The organism is Pseudomonas sp. P9_35, from assembly GCF_034008205.1.
Classification (GTDB): Bacteria; Pseudomonadota; Gammaproteobacteria; order Pseudomonadales; family Pseudomonadaceae; genus Aquipseudomonas; species Aquipseudomonas kilonensis.
Genome location: NZ_CP125373.1, coordinates 466,561 through 484,530 on the forward strand (window position 1 = coordinate 466,561; position 17,970 = coordinate 484,530).

General features: G+C 63.1%; 13 protein-coding genes. 12 read left to right on the forward strand and 1 reads right to left on the reverse strand.

Annotated elements, in window-relative coordinates; genetic code table 11:
* The first annotated feature begins 31 nt into the window (after positions 1 to 31).
* The 6 genes from QMK47_RS02035 (at position 32) to QMK47_RS02060 (ending at position 7,835) form a co-directional block, all read left to right on the forward strand.
* Entirely contained in the window at positions 32 to 2,188 is a 2,157-nt protein-coding gene (locus QMK47_RS02035) for a type I secretion system permease/ATPase (RefSeq protein ID WP_253470815.1), read from the forward strand.
* Entirely contained in the window at positions 2,178 to 3,545 is a 1,368-nt protein-coding gene (locus tag QMK47_RS02040; RefSeq protein WP_320389732.1) for an HlyD family type I secretion periplasmic adaptor subunit, read from the forward strand. Before QMK47_RS02035 ends, QMK47_RS02040 begins: the two co-directional genes overlap by 11 nt.
* Before the next feature lie 449 nt (positions 3,546 to 3,994).
* On the forward strand, positions 3,995 to 4,897 hold the full coding sequence (locus QMK47_RS02045) for a TauD/TfdA family dioxygenase (RefSeq protein WP_320389733.1): 903 nt from the start codon (positions 3,995 to 3,997) through the stop codon (positions 4,895 to 4,897).
* Positions 4,898 to 4,934: 37 nt separating this feature from the next.
* Positions 4,935 to 5,960, forward strand: coding sequence for an ABC transporter substrate-binding protein (locus QMK47_RS02050; RefSeq protein WP_320389734.1), 1,026 nt, complete (start codon positions 4,935 to 4,937; stop codon positions 5,958 to 5,960).
* Between the two features lie 5 nt (positions 5,961 to 5,965).
* Positions 5,966 to 6,826, forward strand: coding sequence for an ABC transporter ATP-binding protein (locus QMK47_RS02055; RefSeq protein WP_320389735.1), 861 nt, complete (start codon positions 5,966 to 5,968; stop codon positions 6,824 to 6,826).
* 142 nt (positions 6,827 to 6,968) lie between these two features.
* Positions 6,969 to 7,835 carry an ABC transporter permease gene (locus QMK47_RS02060; protein WP_320389736.1) on the forward strand — a complete coding sequence of 289 codons (867 nt, stop codon included), beginning with the start codon at positions 6,969 to 6,971 and terminating at the stop codon, positions 7,833 to 7,835.
* Between the two features lie 327 nt (positions 7,836 to 8,162).
* Here QMK47_RS02060 and QMK47_RS02065 read toward each other — a convergent pair whose 3' ends face one another.
* On the reverse strand, positions 8,163 to 8,534 hold the full coding sequence (locus QMK47_RS02065) for a DUF6124 family protein (protein ID WP_253470824.1): 372 nt from the start codon (positions 8,532 to 8,534) through the stop codon (positions 8,163 to 8,165).
* 487 nt (positions 8,535 to 9,021) lie between these two features.
* On the opposite strand from QMK47_RS02065, the gene QMK47_RS02070 reads away from it, so the two are divergent.
* The 6 genes from QMK47_RS02070 to QMK47_RS02095 all read left to right on the forward strand — a co-directional run bounded on the left by QMK47_RS02070 (position 9,022) and on the right by QMK47_RS02095 (position 17,966).
* Positions 9,022 to 9,510, forward strand: a complete 489-nt coding sequence (locus tag QMK47_RS02070; protein WP_320389737.1) for a cell division protein — start codon at positions 9,022 to 9,024, stop codon at positions 9,508 to 9,510.
* A complete protein-coding gene (locus QMK47_RS02075) occupies positions 9,503 to 10,945 on the forward strand; it encodes a TIGR01777 family oxidoreductase (RefSeq protein WP_013692020.1) in 1,443 nt (480 codons plus the stop codon). The genes QMK47_RS02070 and QMK47_RS02075 overlap by 8 nt, the downstream gene beginning before the upstream one ends.
* A 9-nt stretch (positions 10,946 to 10,954) precedes the next feature.
* Entirely contained in the window at positions 10,955 to 13,390 is a 2,436-nt protein-coding gene (locus tag QMK47_RS02080) for a PEP-utilizing enzyme (RefSeq protein ID WP_320389738.1), read from the forward strand.
* Positions 13,391 to 13,775: 385 nt separating this feature from the next.
* A complete protein-coding gene (locus QMK47_RS02085; protein WP_214511037.1) occupies positions 13,776 to 14,552 on the forward strand; it encodes an efflux RND transporter periplasmic adaptor subunit in 777 nt (258 codons plus the stop codon).
* Positions 14,549 to 15,868: an efflux RND transporter periplasmic adaptor subunit gene (locus QMK47_RS02090; RefSeq protein ID WP_253470832.1), complete on the forward strand. Its 1,320-nt coding sequence runs from the start codon at positions 14,549 to 14,551 to the stop codon at positions 15,866 to 15,868. Before QMK47_RS02085 ends, QMK47_RS02090 begins: the two co-directional genes overlap by 4 nt.
* 1 nt (position 15,869) lies before the next feature.
* Positions 15,870 to 17,966 carry a biotin/lipoyl-binding protein gene (locus QMK47_RS02095; RefSeq protein WP_258690160.1) on the forward strand — a complete coding sequence of 699 codons (2,097 nt, stop codon included), beginning with the start codon at positions 15,870 to 15,872 and terminating at the stop codon, positions 17,964 to 17,966.
* Positions 17,967 to 17,970: the final 4 nt, after the last annotated feature.

Here is a 17,970-nt window from a genome sequence, read left to right on the forward strand (position 1 = left end):
CCACCCGTTTTAATCAGTCAGAGTGCCGAGCGTGGAATCAGAAGTCCGTCCAGTCGAACTAGTTCATGACCCGCGCACGCTGCACGACGACCCGCTGTTGGACGGCTTGCTGGCGCTCTGCATGCTGCATCAGAAGCCGGCCAGCGCGGCGATGCTCACCACCGGCCTGCCGCTGCCCAAGCAGCGGCTGAGCGTCGAATTATTGTCGCGCGCGGCGGCCCGTGCCGGTCTGCAAGGTCGGGTGCTGCAACGCAAGCTCGAGCAGATCCCGACCATCGCCATGCCAGCGCTGTTGTTGCTCAAGGACGGCCGCAGTGCCGTGCTGCTGGGCTGGGTCGGTGACGACCAGGCGCGGTTGCTGCTCAGCGAAAGCGACGGCGGTGAGGTGACCATCAGCCGCGAACTGCTGGCCGATGACTACAGCGGCAAGGTGTTCTTCGCCCAGCCGCAGCATAAATTTGACGTTAACCACGGCACGCTGATCCCTCGGGCGCGTTCGTGGTTTCGCGACACCCTCAAACGGTCCCGCTGGCTGTATGCCGATGCCATTGCCGCGAGCCTGCTGATCAACATCATTGCCATGGCCGCGCCACTGTTCGTGATGAACGTCTACGACCGCGTGGTGCCGAACCAGGCCGAATCGACCCTGTGGGTATTGGCCGTTGGTATCACCGGCGCCTATGTCTTCGACCTGATCCTCAAGATGCTGCGCAGCCTGTGCCTGGACCTGGCCGGCAAGAAAACCGACCTGATCATCTCGGCGACGCTGTTCGAACGCATCGTCGGCATGTCCATGAAATACCGCCCGGCGCGGGTCGGCAGCTTTGCCCAGAACATCCATGAGTTCCAGAGCCTGCGGGACTTCCTCGCTTCGCTGACCCTCACCAGCCTGATCGACCTGCCGTTCACCCTGCTGATTTTCATGGTCATCGCGATTATCGGCGGGCACCTGGTGTGGATTCCGGTGCTGGCGTTCCCGATTGCCCTGCTGATCGGCTACGCCTTGCAGAAGCCTTTGGTGGCAACCATGGAGCGCACCATGGCCCTGGGTGCCGAGCGCCAATCCAGCCTGATCGAAACCCTGGCCGGCCTGGATGCGGTGAAGGTCAACAACGCCGAGAGCGAACGCCAGTACCAGTGGGAACAGACCATCGGCACCCTCAGCCGCCTCGAGCTGCGGGTGAAAATGCTGTCCGGCCTGGCGATGAACATCACTTTGCTGATCCAGCAACTGGCCGGCGTGGTCATGATCGTCTTCGGCGTTTACCTGATCATCGCCGGCAACCTGAGCATGGGTGGGCTGGTCGCCTGCTACATGCTCAGCGGCCGCGCCCTCAGCCCGTTGGCTTCGCTGTCGGGCCTGCTGACCCGCTACCAACAGGCGCGGGTGACCATGACGTCCGTCGACCAGATGATGGAGCTGCCCCAAGAGCGCAATTTCGACGAGCGCCCGCTGAGCCGCAAGGTCCTGCAGGGCGCCATTGAATGCCGTCAGTTGAACTTCACTTATCCGAACCAGCAGAACCCCGCGCTGAAGAACATTAACCTGGTGATCAAGCCGGGCGAGAAAATCGGCATCATCGGCCGCAGCGGCTCGGGCAAGAGTTCCCTGGCCAAGTTGCTGGTGGGGCTTTACCAACCCGATGACGGCGCCTTGCTGGTGGACGGCGTGGACATCCGCCAGATCGACGTCAGCGAGTTGCGCTACAACATTGGCTACGTGCCCCAGGACATCCAGCTGCTGGCCGGTACCCTGCGCGACAACCTGACCTCCGGCGCCCGTTACGTCGAAGATGAACTGGTGCTCCAGGCCGCCGAACTGGCAGGCGTGCATGAGTTTGCCCGCCTGCATCCGCAAGGCTATGAACTGCAAGTCGGTGAGCGCGGACAGAACCTGTCCGGTGGTCAGCGCCAGAACGTTGCCCTGGCCCGCGCGCTGCTGCTCAACCCGCCCATCCTGTTACTGGACGAACCCACCAGCGCCATGGACAACACCGGTGAAGAACGCTTGAAACAGCGCTTGGCTGCCGTGGTGGAAAACAAGACCGTGCTGCTGGTGACGCACCGGGCATCCTTGCTGTCGCTGGTGGACCGCCTGTTGGTGATCGACCGTGGACAGATCCTCGCCGACGGCCCGAAAGCCGCTGTCATGGAAGCGTTGAAGAAGGGGCAGATCAGTGTTGCTTAAATCCGGTTTAAAGGGCGCGGTGGGTCGCTATTTCAAAGGTTCCGACTCGCTGCACGGCCAACCGCTGCCCGAAGTCAACAAGGCGCTGATCGAGGACGCTCCCCGGGTGGTGCGGCTGACGATCTGGGGCATCATCGGCTTCTTTGTGTTCCTGATGTTGTGGGCCAACTTCGCCGTGATCGACGAAGTGACCAAGGGCGACGGCAAGGCGATTCCCTCGTCCAAGATCCAGAAAATCCAGAACCTGGAAGGCGGCATCGTCGCTGAGCTGTTCGTCAAGGAAGGGCAGATCGTCGACGCCGGCGCGCCGTTGATTCGCCTGGACGACACCCGGTTTGTCTCCAATGTCGGCGAAACCGAGGCTGACCGCCAGTCCATGCTGTTGCGGGTCGAGCGCTTGAGTGCCGAGGTCGATGACCGGCCGCTGAACTTCCCGGCCGATGTGCTCAAGGCAGTACCGGGCCAGGCCGCCAGCGAGGAGTCGCTGTACATTAGCCGCCGCCAGCAGTTGCACGATGAAATCGGCGGCTTGCAGGAGCAGTTGATCCAGCGCCAGCAGGAACTGCGCGAATTCGTGTCCAAGCAGGCGCAGTACCGCTCCGGCCTGGCGCTGCAACGCCAGGAAATCAACATGTCCGAGCCGCTGGTGGCCCAGGGCGCGGTATCGCCGGTGGAAGTGCTGCGGCTCAAGCGCGCCGAGGTCGAGACCCGTGGGCAACTGGACGCCACGACGCTGGCGATCCCGCGTGCCGAATCGGCGATCAAGGAAGTGCAGCGAAAGATCGATGAGACCCGCGGCAAGTTCCGCAGCGAAGCCCTGACCCAGCTCAACGAAGCTCGCACCGACCTGAACAAGGCCCAGGCCACCGGCAAAGCCCTGGAAGACCGGGTGAGCCGGACCCTGGTGACGTCGCCCGTGCGCGGCATCGTCAACAAGTTGCTGGTGAACACCATCGGCGGCGTGATCCAGCCCGGCAGCGACCTGGTGGAAATCGTGCCGCTGGACGACACCATCCTTGTGGAAGCGAAAATCCGTCCCCAGGACATCGCCTTCCTGCACCCCGGCCAGGACGCCACGGTGAAATTCACCGCGTACGACTACACCATCTACGGCGGGATGAAAGCCAAGCTGGAACAGATCGGCGCCGACACCATCACCGATGAAGACAAGAAAACCACCTACTACATCATCAAGCTGCGCACCGAACGCAGCCACCTGGGCACCGATGACAAACCCCTGCTGATCATTCCGGGCATGGTGGCGTCGGTGGACATCATCACCGGCAAGAAAACCGTGCTCAGCTACCTGCTCAAACCCATCATCAAGGCCCGGTCCGAGGCGCTGCACGAGCGCTAACACCTCAGAGCTGACTCCCCAGACTGCCGATTTATGGCTTGAGGGCTTGAGGGCTTGAGGCCTTTGTGGCGAGGGAGCTTGCTCCCGCTTGAGTGCGAAGCGCTCATCGCTTTTTTGGGGCCGCTGCGCGCCCCAGCGGGAGCAATCTCTGGCCACAGGACCGTGGCGTTCCCAAAACCCTTGTGGGAGCGAGCTTGCTCGCGATGACGGTGTGTCGGTGTTAAATAAAAGTCTGGCCCACCGCCATCGCGAGCAAGCTCGCTCCCACAGGTTCTGCCATATAGTTATGCATTTATAATATTTAAATTAACTTTCTTATACCTTTAAAGTCATCCCCCTGCGTACCTGCCGACCAATCGGCGCGCCGCACGACACAAACCAACACGGTAACGCCGTGAGTTTTGATCGATTGCGCGCCTGTTCAAGCGCGCTGTGCGTGGGAGTGATGTATGCCAGCCGTCTCTTATTCTCCAGATTCACCTATCGCGAACAATGCCCCGCAGTCGTTCGACATCCGCCCGTTCCGCGATGCCGTAGGCGCCGAAATCGTCGGGCTGGACCTGTCCCGACCGATCAGCGACCAGGATTTCGCCCGCATCCACCGCGCACACCTGGACTATCACGTCGTGGTGTTCCGCGACCAACGCATCACCCCTGAACAACAGATCGCCTTCAGCCGCCGTTTTGGCGTGCTGCAGATCCATGTGCTCAAGCAGTTCCTGTTAGCTGGGCATCCGGAAATCCTCATCGTCTCCAATATCATCGAAAACGGCCAATCCATCGGCCTCGGTGATGCCGGCAAATTCTGGCATTCGGACCTCTCCTATAAAGAACTGCCCAGCCTCGGCTCGATGCTCCACGCCCAGGAGCTGCCGAGCGAAGGCGGCGACACGCTGTTCGCCGACATGCACAAAGCCTGGGACGGTTTGCCCGAAGCGCTGCGTAAAGCCGTGGAAGGCCGTTCGGCGGCGCATTCCTATACGGCGCGCTACAGCGAAACCAAATTCGAAGGCAACTGGCGCCCGACGCTTACGCCGGAGCAACTGGCCCAGGTCGCCGAAGTGGTGCATCCGATCGTGCGCACCCACCCGGAAACCGGGCGCAAGGCGTTGTTCGTCAGCGAAGGGTTCACCACCCGCATCGTCGGTCTGCCGGAGGACGAAAGCACAGCGCTGCTGGCCGAGCTGTATGCCCACAGCGTGCTGCCGCAGAACATCTATCGCCATCAATGGCAGTCCCATGACCTGGTGTTCTGGGACAACCGCTCGCTGATCCACTTGGCCGCCGGTTGCCCGAGCCATCTGCGCCGCAAGCTGTATCGCACCACCATCCAGGGCGACGCCCCTTTCTGATCGGCTGCGCCCCGCGCAAAGAGCCCGGAGAATCACCATGTCCAAACGCATTGCTTTTGCACCGCTGGCCGCCGCCATCGGCCTGGGGTTCAGTTTGCTGGCCGGCAGCCTGGTCGCGCCGGCCAGTGCCCACGCCGAGGGCGAGATTCGCATCGCCGAGCAGTTCGGCATCGTTTACCTGCTGTTGAACGTGGTTCGCGATCAACAATTGATCGAGAAGTACGGCAAGCAGGAAGGCATCGAGATCAAGGTCGACTGGACCCAACTGTCGGGCGGCGCGGCGGTCAACGATGCGTTGCTGTCGGGCTCCATCGACATTGCCGGGGCCGGTGTCGGGCCGTTGTTGACGGTCTGGGACCGCACCCGTGGCAAGCAGAACGTCAAGGCCGTGGCTTCCCTGGGCAACTTCCCTTATTACCTGCTGAGCAACAACCCGAACGTCAAGACCATCGCCGACTTCACCGAGAAGGACCGCATCGCGGTGCCGGCGGTGGGCGTTTCGGTGCAGTCGCGTTTCCTGCAATACGCCGCCGCGAAACAGTGGGGCGACAAGGACTTCAATCGCCTCGACAAGTACACCCTGGCGGTTCCGCATCCAGACGCCACAGCCGCGTTGATTGCCGGTGGCACCGAGTTGACCGGGCATTTTTCCAACCCACCGTTCCAGGACCAGGCCCTGCAAAACCCCAACGTCCACGTGGTGCTCAACTCCTATGACGTGCTCGGGCCGAATTCGCCCACGGTGTTGTTCGCCACTGAGAAATTCCGCGATGAAAACCCGAAGACCTACAAGGCATTCGTGGAGGCGCTGACCGAAGCCGCCGAATTCGCCCAGAAGGACAAAGGCGCGGCGGCGGACACCTACCTGCGGGTGACCAAGGCCAAGATCGACCGGGCGACGTTGCTGAAGATCATCGACAACCCGCAGATCGAATTCACCGTCAGCCCGAAAAATACCTACCCGCTGGCCGAATTTCTCTACCGCGTCGGCGCGATCAAGAACAAACCGGCGTCGTGGGAAGATTATTTCTTCCAGGACGCCAAACCGCTGCAGGGGAGCTGATTGTCATGAATGCGCTTTTGCAAGGCCACGCGGCCAGCAACCCCACTTCCACCGGCACCGCGTTGTTGTCGGTGGATAACGTCAGCCTGGAGTACCGCACCCCGCAGCGGGTGGTGCGGGCCACCCACCAGGTCAGTTTCGAAGTCGATCCGGCGGACCGTTTTGTACTGCTCGGCCCATCGGGCTGCGGCAAGTCGACCTTGCTCAAGGCCATTGGCGGCTTCATCACGCCGTGCGAAGGCGAGATTCGCCTGCAAGGCCAGACTGTCAGCGCGCCGGGTCCGGACCGGATCGTGGTATTCCAGGAGTTCGATCAACTGCCGCCCTGGAAAACCGTGAAGCAGAACGTGATGTTCGCGCTGCTGGCATCCGGCACGCTCAAGCGTCGCGAGGCCGAGGAGCGGGCGTTGCATTACCTCGACAAAGTCGGTCTGGCGGCGTTTGCCGATGCCTACCCACACACCTTGTCTGGTGGGATGAAGGCCCGCGTCGCCATTGCCCGGGCGTTGGCGATGCAGCCGAAGATCCTGCTGATGGACGAGCCCTTCGCCGCCCTCGATGCCCTGACCCGACGCAAGATGCAGGAAGAATTGCTGCTGCTCTGGGAAGAGGTGCGTTTCACCCTGCTGTTCGTCACCCACTCCATCGAAGAAGCACTGGTGGTGGGCAATCGCATCCTGCTGCTGTCACCGCACCCAGGAAGGGTACGGGCGGAAATCCACAGCCACCAATACGATCTGCACAGCCTCGGCGGCGTGGGCTTCCAGCACACTGCGCGGCGGATTCATCGGTTGCTGTTCGATGAAAACCAGTCGCCGGACACCGAGCGTGAGCTGGATTTCGCCGACATCCGTATCGCCTACTGACCCTGTAGGAGCTGTCGAGTGCAACGAGGCTGCGATCTTTTGATCCTTCGCTTGAGACTCAAGCAACAGGGACAAGATCGCAGCCTCGCTTCGCTCGGCAGCTCCTACGGGGCGGTGCCAGGTTCTGAAAAAGAGAGAGTCTATGAGCCAGTTATCGCCTGCGCGCGAAGAATACGAAGTCGATCTGCAACCCCTGACCCACGTGCCATTGGAGCGCGAGTTGCCCTTGGGCCAGCGCCTCTGGCAACAGGGTTGGCTGCGCAAAAGCCTGATCCTGTTGCTGCTGGCGCTGGTGTGGGAGGGCGTGGCGCGTTACCAGAACAACGACCTGCTGCTGCCGAGTTTCCTGCAAACCGCCAGTGCGTTGTACGACGGTTTGCTCAGCGGCGAGCTGCTGGGCAAAGTGTGGATTTCCCTGGTGGTGCTGCTCAAGGGCTATTTGCTGGGGATCGTCCTGGCGTTTGGCTTGACCACGCTGGCCGTGTCGACCCAGTTCGGTCGCGACTTGCTCAGCACCCTGACGTCGATGTTCAATCCGTTGCCGGCCATCGCCCTGTTGCCGTTGGCGCTGCTGTGGTTCGGCCTGGGGCAGAACAGCCTGATTTTCGTGCTGGTGCATTCGGTGCTGTGGGCGCTGGCGTTGAACATGTATGCGGGGTTTCTCGGCGTGTCGGAAACGCTGCGCATGGCCGGGCGCAACTACGGGCTCAAGGGCCTGCGTTTTGTGCTGTTCATCCTGATCCCGGCGGCGCTGCCGTCGATCCTCGCCGGGCTGAAAATCGGCTGGGCCTTCGCCTGGCGCACGCTGATCGCCGCCGAACTGGTGTTCGGCGCCACCAGCGGCAAGGGCGGCCTGGGCTGGTACATCTTCCAGAACCGCAACGAGCTGTACACCGACAAGGTCTTTGCCGGGTTGGCGGTGGTGATTCTGATCGGGTTGCTGGTGGAGAATCTGGTGTTCGACAGTCTGGAGCGGGTGACGGTGAAGCGCTGGGGGATGCAGCGGTGATTCGGTAGTACACCTTTGTGGCGAGGGAGCTTGCTCCCGCTCGGCTGCGCCCTGTAGGAGCTGCCGAAGGCTGCGATCTTTTGATCTTTCGCTTGGGACTCAAGTGTCTGGGGAAAGATCGCAGCCTCGTTGCACTCGACAGCTCCTACACGCAGGCCAGCGGGAGCAATCTCTGGCCACGGGTTATGGGTTGTCTGGGCTGACGTCATCGCGAGCAAGCTCGCTCCCACAGTTGATCGGCGTTGATCTCGATATTTCGGTTCGACACAGATCCAGTGTGGGAGCGAGCTTGCTCGCGATGGCAATCCTCAATTCACCACAGGCCTGTCAGCCAGCTGCTTGAACCTCCAGCCGATCCATCGCCCTTTCCACCAACAAATGCACCCCATCAGCCATCCGGCTGATTGCCAGGATGACGCTGCGGCGCGAACCGTCGACATCATCGGCCAGGTCGGCGGCGATGGCGCTGATGGACAGCAGGTCTTCGGAGGCATTGGCCAACAGGGTTTCGGTGTCGATACCAGGGGCGACCATGAAGAGTTGGGCGGTTTGGGTTTTGCCCGAGGCTTCATCGGTGGGTTTGGGATTGAGGTAGTAGTCGAGGACGCGCTCGGCGGCTTCGTCGAGTTTTTTGGCTTTCGAGGATTTGTCGGCGGTGTTGCCAGGGCTTCCTGGCGGATTTGGAGTTACTTTGAACATGTCGTGAAGCTCCATCTGTAGAAGTGGAACCGACACCATTCGCTTGCACGCAAATGAGGTGGCAGTTGTACGTAGGTGTGCAAGACCGGGCAGACGGAACCCCGGCAGACTCCTCCTTGCGGAAAAATCTCCCACGCACAACTGCCATAAAGCGCCTCTCGATCAAGGCGGATAGCAATGTGCGTCGTCTTTTACCCGGACTTGCACGTCCGTGTCACCGTTTTTTCAATGACAAACCCAGACTAGCGGTGAGCCCCAAGCCGGACAAGTTCACCAACATCGCCGCAACTTGAAGGAAATCTCCTAGGACGTTGCTGTACGCAAGCAGCACACCAAACCTGTGGCGAGGGAGCTTGCTCCCGCTGGCCTGCGAAGCAGGCCCCGTTCGAGGCCGATTTTATTTATCGCTGCCCGGCCCATTAGCCAAGTAAAGCCCCTCCCATTTCCTTTAGACTGGCCGCCCTCAAGCAAGCCTTCAGGACATGGAATGCCAACCCCTCACAGCCCCCTTCGCAAAGCCCTGGTCGTTTGGTTGTACGCGGCGGCCCTGATGCACCTGCTCGCCGGCCTCACGCTGACTTGGGCCGGTCATTCCGGCTTGCTCGATAACTACCTGAACACCATCGAACAGGCTTTCTGGGGCGTCAATGTCGTGCCCGCCACGGCCCGCGCGCAACAAGTCTGGTGGCTGGCCTTGTTCGGCGCCACGTTGCAAAGCTATGCGCTGTACATGCTCGCTCTGGTCCATATCGGCAATCGCCTGAAGAGCGCCATGCCTTGGGGATGGTTAATCGCCGGCATCCTGCTCTGGGCGCCCCAGGACATGCTGATTTCCGCCCAGGCCCAAGTCTGGTCGCACCTGTGGTTCGACAGCCTGGCACTGCTCGTTTTATTGCCGCCGCTGTTCTGGCTCTATCGCCACGACCGCCGCACCTCCCTGACTGACAACGCGTCGAGTGATTCAAACCATGCCTGACTTTTCACTGCTGGACTGGGCCATCACCCTGCTGATTGCCCAAGCGATCCTAGGTGCGCTGGATACCCTGTATCACCACGAACTCACTGTCGCCTTGCCCTATCGCCACAGTGCCCGGCTGGAGCTCTCTATCCATGCCCTGCGCTCGTGCTTCTACGGGATCCTGTTCCTGGGCATGGCGCACTTGGCCTTCGAGGGGACGTGGGCGATCGTCATCGCGCTGCTGTTCGCACTGGAGATCGGCCTGACGCTCTGGGACTTCGTGGTCGAGGACCGTAGCCGCAAGCTGCCCGCCATCGAGCGCATCATGCACACGGTGCTGGCGGTCAACGGCGGGGCCTTCTTCGCGCTGTACGGCGTGCAACTGGCGCAGTGGGCGAGTTTGCCCACCGGCCTGAGCGCGATCGACCTCGGCTGGCGCGGTTGGCTGCTGACCTTGTTCGCCATCGGGGTTACGGCCTCGGGGATTCGCGACGGCTTGGCGGCCTTGCGCATGCAGCGCGCGGGCAAGCCGGCCAACCCGTTTGCCGGTGGTGCCTACAAGCGCGTGCTGGTGACCGGCGGCACCGGGTTTATCGGCGAGACGCTGGTCAATCAATTGCTCGACGCCGGGCACACAGTCAGCGTGCTGGCTCGCGATCCATTGAAAGCGGCCTATCTGTTTGATGGCCGCGCCCGTTGCCTGCGCTCGCTGGGCAAGCTGGGTCATGACGAAACCTTCGATGTGGTGATCAACCTGGCGGGCGCGCCGGTCGCCGGTCCGCGCTGGAGCCCCGCGCGCCAGGCGCAACTCATCGCCAGCCGGGTCAATACCACCGAAGCCTTGATGACTTGGTTGAAAAACGCCCGGCATAAACCGGCGTTGTGGATTCAGGCGTCGGCTGTCGGTTTTTACGGCGTGCGTGACGCCAGCGAAAGCCTCGATGAAAGCGCCACCCAGGGCGATGGCTTCATGGCTGAACTCTGTGTGCGTTGGGAAGCCTCGGCCCGGCCTGCCACTGAATTGGGTGTGCGGCAGGTGGTGATGCGCCTGGGCGTGGTGTTTGGTCCGGGCGGTGCTTTGTTGCCGTTGCTGATTCCATTTCGCCTGGGGTTTGGCGGGCGGATGGGTGACGGTCGGCAAATCATGAGTTGGGTGCATCGCGACGACGTGATCCAAGTGATCGCCCGGGCCTTCGATGACGAAAGCCTGAGCGGCACCTACAACCTGGTGGCGCCAGAAACGGTCAGTCAGGCGCTGTTCGCTGAAAGCGTTGGCAAGGTGCTCAAGCGCCCGGTGTGGTTCCACATTCCCGCCGCGCCGGTGCGTGCCTTGGCAGGCGAAATGGCCCAGTTGTTTTTCGACGGCCAACGTGTGCTGCCAAGTCGTCTCGTCGAGGCGGGCTATACGTTCCGTTACCCGACGCTTGATGCTGCCCTGCGCGACCTGGCCTGAGGAGCGCCCATGAGCAAGCCCCGGATGTACCTGCTGGCCGGCAACGGCAGCGCCGCCGATTGGTGGGACGACGCGTTGCCGTACTTTCAACACCACGACGTGGTGCCGCTGGAGCTGCCTGGTTTTGGCAGCAACCCTCAAGCTCCCTGCGAAGACCTGGCGGCCTACGCCCAGGCGTTGCTGGCGGCAACGGACAAGGGCAGCGCGATCATGGCGGTCGGGGTCAACGCCTTGCTGGTGCTGCATGCCTTGCAACGTCAGCCGGGGCATTTTTGTCGCAGTGTGTTGTTGGCGCCGGTGGGTGCGTTTTTGTGGCAACGACGGCTGCCGGCGTTGATGTCGCCGCTGCCGATTCGCAAGACCATTCACTGGCTGCTGGCGAACAAACCGACGCTGTTTGCCCACAAGTTTTCCAGCCAGGCCTGGACGCCTGCACAGTACCAGCGCATGGGCGCTGGCTATGCTCGCTGCCGCGCCTTTGTGCCGCACTGGGACTTGGTGCGTGCCGACACCGCCTTGCCATTGCTGGAGTGGATCACCGACCCAGTCGAACTGGTGTGGGGCGATCAGGACAAGGTACTGGGCGTCGCCCAAGCGGCGGCCTGGTCGGCCATTCTGGCCCGTGCCGATTTGACCATCAGCGTGAAGCCCGGCTGGGGTCACTACCCGTGGATCGACTCACCCGCTGAGTTCGCGGCGTGGCTGGAATCGGGCGAACGTGGTTTCGTCGCGCATACCAAAGGCGGCCGCTTGCGTCTGGCGGCGTTGGCTGGGCAGCCGGTGCCTGCGGCGCTGTCGCTCAACGATTGCGCTGACCCGCGCTTGGCAAGCTTTCTGAAGAGCCAGCCGGACGCTATCTGGGCCGTGCGTTCCTCCAGTTACGGTGAGGATCAGGCCGATGCGGCCAATGCCGGCTTGAGCACCACATTCCTGCGCGAACCGACGCATAACGTGCCGGCGCGCATTGCCGAGTTGAGTGCGGCAGGTGTCGAGGAAGTGGTGGTGCAGCGCTTCATCACACCACGGCTGTCCGGCATCGCATTCGTGCGTCACCTGTCCGTCGAACTGGAATGGGTCGAAGGTCACTTGGAGTCCTTGGCCGACGGTCACGTGAGCCCCGAGCGCGCGATCATTTCCCGCCTCGGCGCGTCGTGGAACAGCGACACCTTCAAGCCCGCCCATGGCCTGACTGAAGACCTGCTGTGGCGTTTCCTGCAAGGCGTGCTGCGGGTCTTCCACTACGTACCCGGCGACGTTGAATGGGCCTGGGACGGCAGGCAACTCTGGCTGCTGCAATACCGGCCGATCAGCGACTACGGCTGGCGCCGCCACCTGACCGCCGCCAACATCGCCGAGATCCTGCCGCCGCAACCCAGCGTGTTGGTGGAGTACGTCCAGCGCCGCGCGGCGGCGAGCATTCCGGCGATCATGGCGCGTTGGGATTCGCGGGTGTTGCAAGACAACGAGCCTTTCACGGCGGTGTTTGGCGGCGCTTCGTATATCAACAATGATTTGTTTCTCGCCCGGCTGGCCGACTGGGGCATCAGCGCCAGCAGCTACGCCGGCGAGGTCGGCGGCGCGACTCCGCACCTGCCTTGGCGGCCCCTGCGCCTGCTGCGTTCGCTGCCGTTGTTCCTGCGCATGCAACGCATCGCCCGCGGGCATTTGCTGACGCTGGAAAACGGCTTGCGACGTTTTGATCGAGAGCTGCACGAACTGACCGGACAAGGCGCAGACGGCCAGCAACTGGCCGACTGGTTTACCCGTTTCTACGTGTTCGTGGTGCAAGGCAACCTGTGCATCGCCAGCGCCTTGGCCAGCAGTGGCGGCGACTGGCTGGGTCGGCCACCGACCGCCTACGACAATCTTGAACACAGCCCGCATCGGCTGCCCTGGGAAACCGACCCAGCGACGCCACGCCCGGCACCGACCGAGCTGCCGTTGCAGGCCTTCCCACAATGGCCCCTGACGATTCGCCTGGCCCATTCGACCGGTCTGCCAGGCTTGCGCGGTTACTACTTGCAAGTGCGCGAATGGTATCGCGACAACCTGATGCGGATTTTTTTTCGCTTGCATCACGCCATGCCGGCGGTGGACCGGGCGCATTGGTTCACCCCGCACTCGGACATTCGTAGCCGCGACGGCAGCTTCTGGCAGGACGGTCGTGAAGGCACCGAGCAGGCGAGTGGGTTCTTGATCTACCCGGGTCAGGCCCAAGGTATTTTGGGCGAGGACATCCTGCTGGAAGACACCCTGGACCCTGGCCGCCACGCCCACTATCAACGCGCCCGGGCTGTGATTGCACGCATGGGCGGACGTCTGTCTCATGGCTCGACGCTGCTGCGTGAGTTGCGCAAACCTTCGGCGGTGTTGCCTCAGGTGGATGTGGCTTGGTTGGGGCATGAGGTGGTGTATTGCGATGGGGTGTTGAGGTTGGTGGAGTAGCCAGTCTCGACCTGTCAGGTTTGGGATGTCTGGGCGAAAGTCATCGCGAGCAAGCTCGCTCCCACAGTAGGTCGGTGTTGGCCTTGCTACTTCATTCGACACAAGCCCCTTGTGGGAGCGAGCTTGCTCGCGATGGCCATCTTACTCACCCTGCATAACGCCGAGCCCTGTGGCGAGGGAGCTTGCTCCCGCTGGGTTGCGCAGCGACCCCAAGCAATTTGAATGGGATCTGCCTGACACACCGAGGCGCCAGGGTTTGGGACTGCTGCGCAGTCCAGCGGGAGCAAGCTTCCTCGCCACAGAGATTTCCCTCTCTTCACGGTTACTCCCTTGACGCCCCCCACCGCTGTCGTAGACTCCGCCCATCCGTCAGGGAGTAACGGTCATGCGACGTTTATGCAGTTGGGTTGTGGGATTGGCCTTTGTAACGTGCGGGGTTCAGGCGCAAACGTCGGCTTCCGACGATCCGTTGCTGGAGAGCAATGCTTCGGCCAGTGCGTCTGGCAACGAGGCGCGAGGGGTGCTTCGGGCGCGGGATCAGGCGGTGCTGGCCAGCGAGTTGGCCGGGCGTATCGTCGAGTTGCCGTTCAGTGAGGGCGAGTCGTTCAAGAAGGGCGACACCCTGGCGCGTTTCGATTGCTCGGCCTATCAGGCCCAGCTCAATGCGGCCCAGGCGGCCAGCCGTGGCGCGAGTGAGGAACTGGCGCATAACCGGCAATTGGCGGAATTGAAATCCGTCGGGCGTTTCGAGGTGTCGCGGGCCGAGGCCCGGCTCAGCGAGACCCAGGCGCAGTCCCAGGTGTACCAGGTCCAGGTCAAGCGCTGCAGCGTGATCGCACCCTTCGACGGGCAAGTGGTGGCGCGCAAGGTCCAGCGTTATGAAAGCGTCGCGGCCGGCGCGCCGTTGCTGGATGTGGTCGACAACCGCACCCTGGAGATCCATTTGCTGGTGCCTTCACGTTGGATGGACAGGCTCAAGCCCGGTCAACCCTTCACGTTTATCCCCGATGAAACCGGCAAGCCGTTGCAAGCGACGGTCAAGCGCCTGGGCGCGCGCATCGATGAGGGCAGCCAGACCCTGCTGCTGGTGGCGAGCGTGCCGGATGCCAGCGGCTTGCTGTCGGGCATGAGTGGCACGGCGCGTTTCGCGGAGCCCAAGTGAACGCGCCGATCACGGGCAGCGCCGAGCAGGTGTTTGCCCGCTTCCTCGACCTGGAGCGCCAGACGCGGGCCGCGCGTACCCCGGCGCAATTGAGCTACAGCCTGGTCAACGACGGCCAGGCCCTGTTCGGGTTTCGCCACGCCGCGTTATTGATTGCCGGCAAGGTCCAGGCGGTGACCGGCGTCAGCACCGTGGAACCGAATGCGCCGTTCGTGGCGTTCGTCGAGCAGGCCGTGGCGCAGTTGTTCAAGCAGGGGGTGCTGAAGCAGGCCCGGGTGATTGCCGCCGATGGGGTGAGCGAGTCCATCCGGGCAGACTGGCGAAGCCTGTCGGCCGGACAAGTGTTCTGGCTGCCGTTGATCGATCATCAGGGCCAGGTGTTCGGCGGTTTGTGGCTGGCCCGCGACCTGCCGTGGACCCCACCCGAACAAGTGCTGCTGTCGCAACTGGGCGACACCTACAGCCATGCGTGGTTGGCGCTGCAACCGCGCAAGCCGTGGCGCCTGCGCTGGACACGCAAGCGCCAGGTCGCCCTGGTGGCGGTGTTGCTGCTGGGCTTGCTGATCCCTGTGCGCCAGTCCGTGTTGGCCCCGGCCGAAGTGGTGCCGCTGGGCGGGCAGGTGGTGGCGGCGCCGTTGGATGGGGTGATCGCCGAGTTCCTGGTCAAGCCTAACCAGACCGTCAAGAACGGTGACCTGCTGCTGCGTTTCGAAAGCACCAGCCTCAAGGCTCAGGCCGACGTGGCCGAGCGTGCGTTGGGCGTGGCCGAGGCGGAACTCAAGGCCAATTCCCAGCGCTCGTTTGCCGACGCGGAGTCGAGTTCGAAGATCGATCTGCTGGCCGCCCGCGTCGAACAGAAGCGCGCCGAGCGCAACTACGCGCTTGAGCTGCTCAAGCGCAGCGAAGTCCGCGCCGAGCGCGACGGCATCGCGGTATTTGCCGACGCCGAGCGCTGGCTTGGCAAGCCCGTGCAGACCGGCGAGCGGCTGATGGAAATCGCCGATCCGAACCAGGCCGAGTTGCGTATTGAGTTGGCGGTGGGCGACGCGATTGCCCTGGAGCCCGGTGCGCAAGTGGCGTTGTTTCTCGACAGCGACCCGTTGCAGCGGCACCTGGCCTGGCTCGAACGCTCGGCGTATGAAGCGCAGCCGACCGCCGCCGGGCAACTGGCGTATCGGTTGGATGCGCGTTTCGATGCTCAAGCGCCGCGTATCGGCCTGCGAGGTACGGCGAAGGTCTTCGGCGACCGCGCGCCGCTGGCGTTGTACCTGTTGCGTCGGCCACTGGCCGGCCTGCGCCAGAGCGTAGGCCTGTAGCATGGACCTGCCGAGCCTGCGGCCGGACCTGCAACTGTCCCCGGCGGCGCCGGACCCGGACGGTTCGCCGCAGTGGACCTTGGCCGATCCGGTGCGCGGGCGCTATTTCAAGCTGGGCGCGGCGGCGATGCGCATGTTGCGGCACTGGTCCCTGGGCGATCCGGAACAGGTGTTGCAGGCGGCGAACCGCGAGCCGGGCCTGCCGCTCAATGGCGAATCGCTGGAGCAATTGCTGGGCTTCTTGCGCGGCCATGACCTGATCAGCGCGATGGACCCGCAACAGCGCGACAGCTATCTCTCCAAGACCGCCGCACAGCGCCAGAGCCTGTGGCAGATCCTGCTGCATCAATACCTGTTTTTCCGCATTCCGCTGTGGCGCCCGGACGCTTTTCTCAATCGTGCCTGGCCCTGGTTGGCGCGGTTTGGCCCCGGGATCCTGCGCTATGGCCTGCCGCTGACCCTGGGCGTGGGCATCTTCCTGGTATCGCGGGACTGGCAGCGCTTCATCGCAACGTTTCCGCACTTGTTCAGCCTGGGTGGGGCGCTGGCGTTCGGGACGGCGTTGTTCTTCGCCAAGTTGTGCCACGAATTCGGCCATGCTTTCATGGCCAAGCGCGCGGGCTGCCGTGTGCAAAGCATGGGCGTGGCATTCATGGTGCTGTTGCCGATGTTCTACACCGACGTCAGCGACGCCTGGCGAATCAATGATCGCCGCGCGCGCCTGCTGATCGGTGCCGGCGGGGTTCTGGCCGAGCTGCTGCTGGCGTGCATCGCTTTGCTGGCCTGGTCGCTGCTGCCCGACGGGCCGGCGCGCACCGCGGCGTTCATGCTGGCCAGCGCCACCTGGATCACCACGCTGGTCATCAACCTGAACCCCTTCATGCGCTTCGATGGGTATTTCCTGCTCAGTGATTTCTGGGCGGTGGATAACCTTCAAGGGCGTGCGTTCGCCCTGTGCCGCTGGCGCCTGCGCGAAGCCTTGTTCGGTTATGGCGCGGCGGCGCCGGAACCCTGGTCGCCGAAGATGCGCCGGCGTTTGCTGATGTGGGGGTATGGCTCCTGGTTGTGGCGGGCGTTGTTGTTTTTCGGGATTGCCCTGGCGGTCTATCACCTGTTCTTCAAGGTGTTGGGCATTTTTCTGATGATGGTGGAATTGGTGTGGTTCATTTTTATGCCCATCGTGAATGAATGGCGGCAATGGTGGAGTCGCCGTGAGCAGGCCCACGGCGTTCGGGTGCTCCTGAGCAGCCTGGTGGTGCTGGCGTTGCTGTTGGTGCTGTTGCTGCCCTGGCGCAGCGCGGTGGAAGTGCCGGCCATGCTCGAGGCCGGGCGGGCCAGTGCCTTGCACGCGCCGGTGGCGGCGCGGGTCAAGCAGGTGAATGTGCGCGACGGCCAGGCCGTGGCCCAGGGTGATGTGTTGATCGAGCTGGAGTCGCCGGACATGGCGTCGCGCCTGACCATCGTGCGCCGGGAAATCGAGATCCAGCAGTTGCAGATGCGCCGTCAGGCCGGGCGCAGCGAAACCGCTGCCGATGCCGGCATCATCGAACAGCAACTGGCCGAAGCGGTGGCCGAATACCGGGGACTGGTCGCCCAGCGTGAACGCCTGTTGTTGCGTGCACCCCACGCCGGCCAGGTGCGCGACTTGTTGCCGCAACTGTCGGTCGGGCGTTGGTTGTCGCCCACGCAAGCGCTGGCGCGGGTGGTGCAGACCGACTCGCGATTGCGCGGCTACTTGACCGAAGCCGAGCTTTGGCGGGTCGAGCCGGGGGCCACGGGGCGGTTCATTGCGGACGATCCGATGCACACCTCGATTGCTGTGCAGTTGAATGAAATCGACACCAATGGCGTGGCTTGGGTCGAACAGCAAGCGTTGACGTCTGACCATCACGGGCCGATTGCGGTGCGCCGCGACTCGCAGCAACGGGCCGAGCCGGTGCAGGCGCAATACGGCGTGCGCCTGAGTGCGGTGGACGACACGTCCGCCCCAGTGCAACCGCTGCGTGGCGTGGCGGTGTTGCAGGGCAAGGGCGAGTCGGTGTTGGGAGCGGCCTGGCGTCGGTTGGCGGCGTTGGGTGTCAGGGAAAGCGGGTTCTAAGGAG

Excerpts from the sequence above, each read along its gene's own strand:
- QMK47_RS02045 (WP_320389733.1), top strand. The coding sequence starts at position 3,995 with ATGCCAGCCGTCTCTTATTCTCCAGATTCACCTATCGCGAACAATGCC.
- QMK47_RS02050 (WP_320389734.1), top strand. The coding sequence starts at position 4,935 with ATGTCCAAACGCATTGCTTTTGCACCGCTGGCCGCCGCCATCGGCCTG.
- QMK47_RS02055 (WP_320389735.1), top strand. The coding sequence starts at position 5,966 with ATGAATGCGCTTTTGCAAGGCCACGCGGCCAGCAACCCCACTTCCACC.
- QMK47_RS02060 (WP_320389736.1), top strand. The coding sequence starts at position 6,969 with ATGAGCCAGTTATCGCCTGCGCGCGAAGAATACGAAGTCGATCTGCAA.
- QMK47_RS02065 (WP_253470824.1), bottom strand. The coding sequence starts at position 8,534 with ATGTTCAAAGTAACTCCAAATCCGCCAGGAAGCCCTGGCAACACCGCC.
- QMK47_RS02070 (WP_320389737.1), top strand. The coding sequence starts at position 9,022 with ATGCCAACCCCTCACAGCCCCCTTCGCAAAGCCCTGGTCGTTTGGTTG.
- QMK47_RS02075 (WP_013692020.1), top strand. The coding sequence starts at position 9,503 with ATGCCTGACTTTTCACTGCTGGACTGGGCCATCACCCTGCTGATTGCC.
- QMK47_RS02080 (WP_320389738.1), top strand. The coding sequence starts at position 10,955 with ATGAGCAAGCCCCGGATGTACCTGCTGGCCGGCAACGGCAGCGCCGCC.
- QMK47_RS02085 (WP_214511037.1), top strand. The coding sequence starts at position 13,776 with ATGCGACGTTTATGCAGTTGGGTTGTGGGATTGGCCTTTGTAACGTGC.
- QMK47_RS02095 (WP_258690160.1), top strand. The coding sequence starts at position 15,870 with ATGGACCTGCCGAGCCTGCGGCCGGACCTGCAACTGTCCCCGGCGGCG.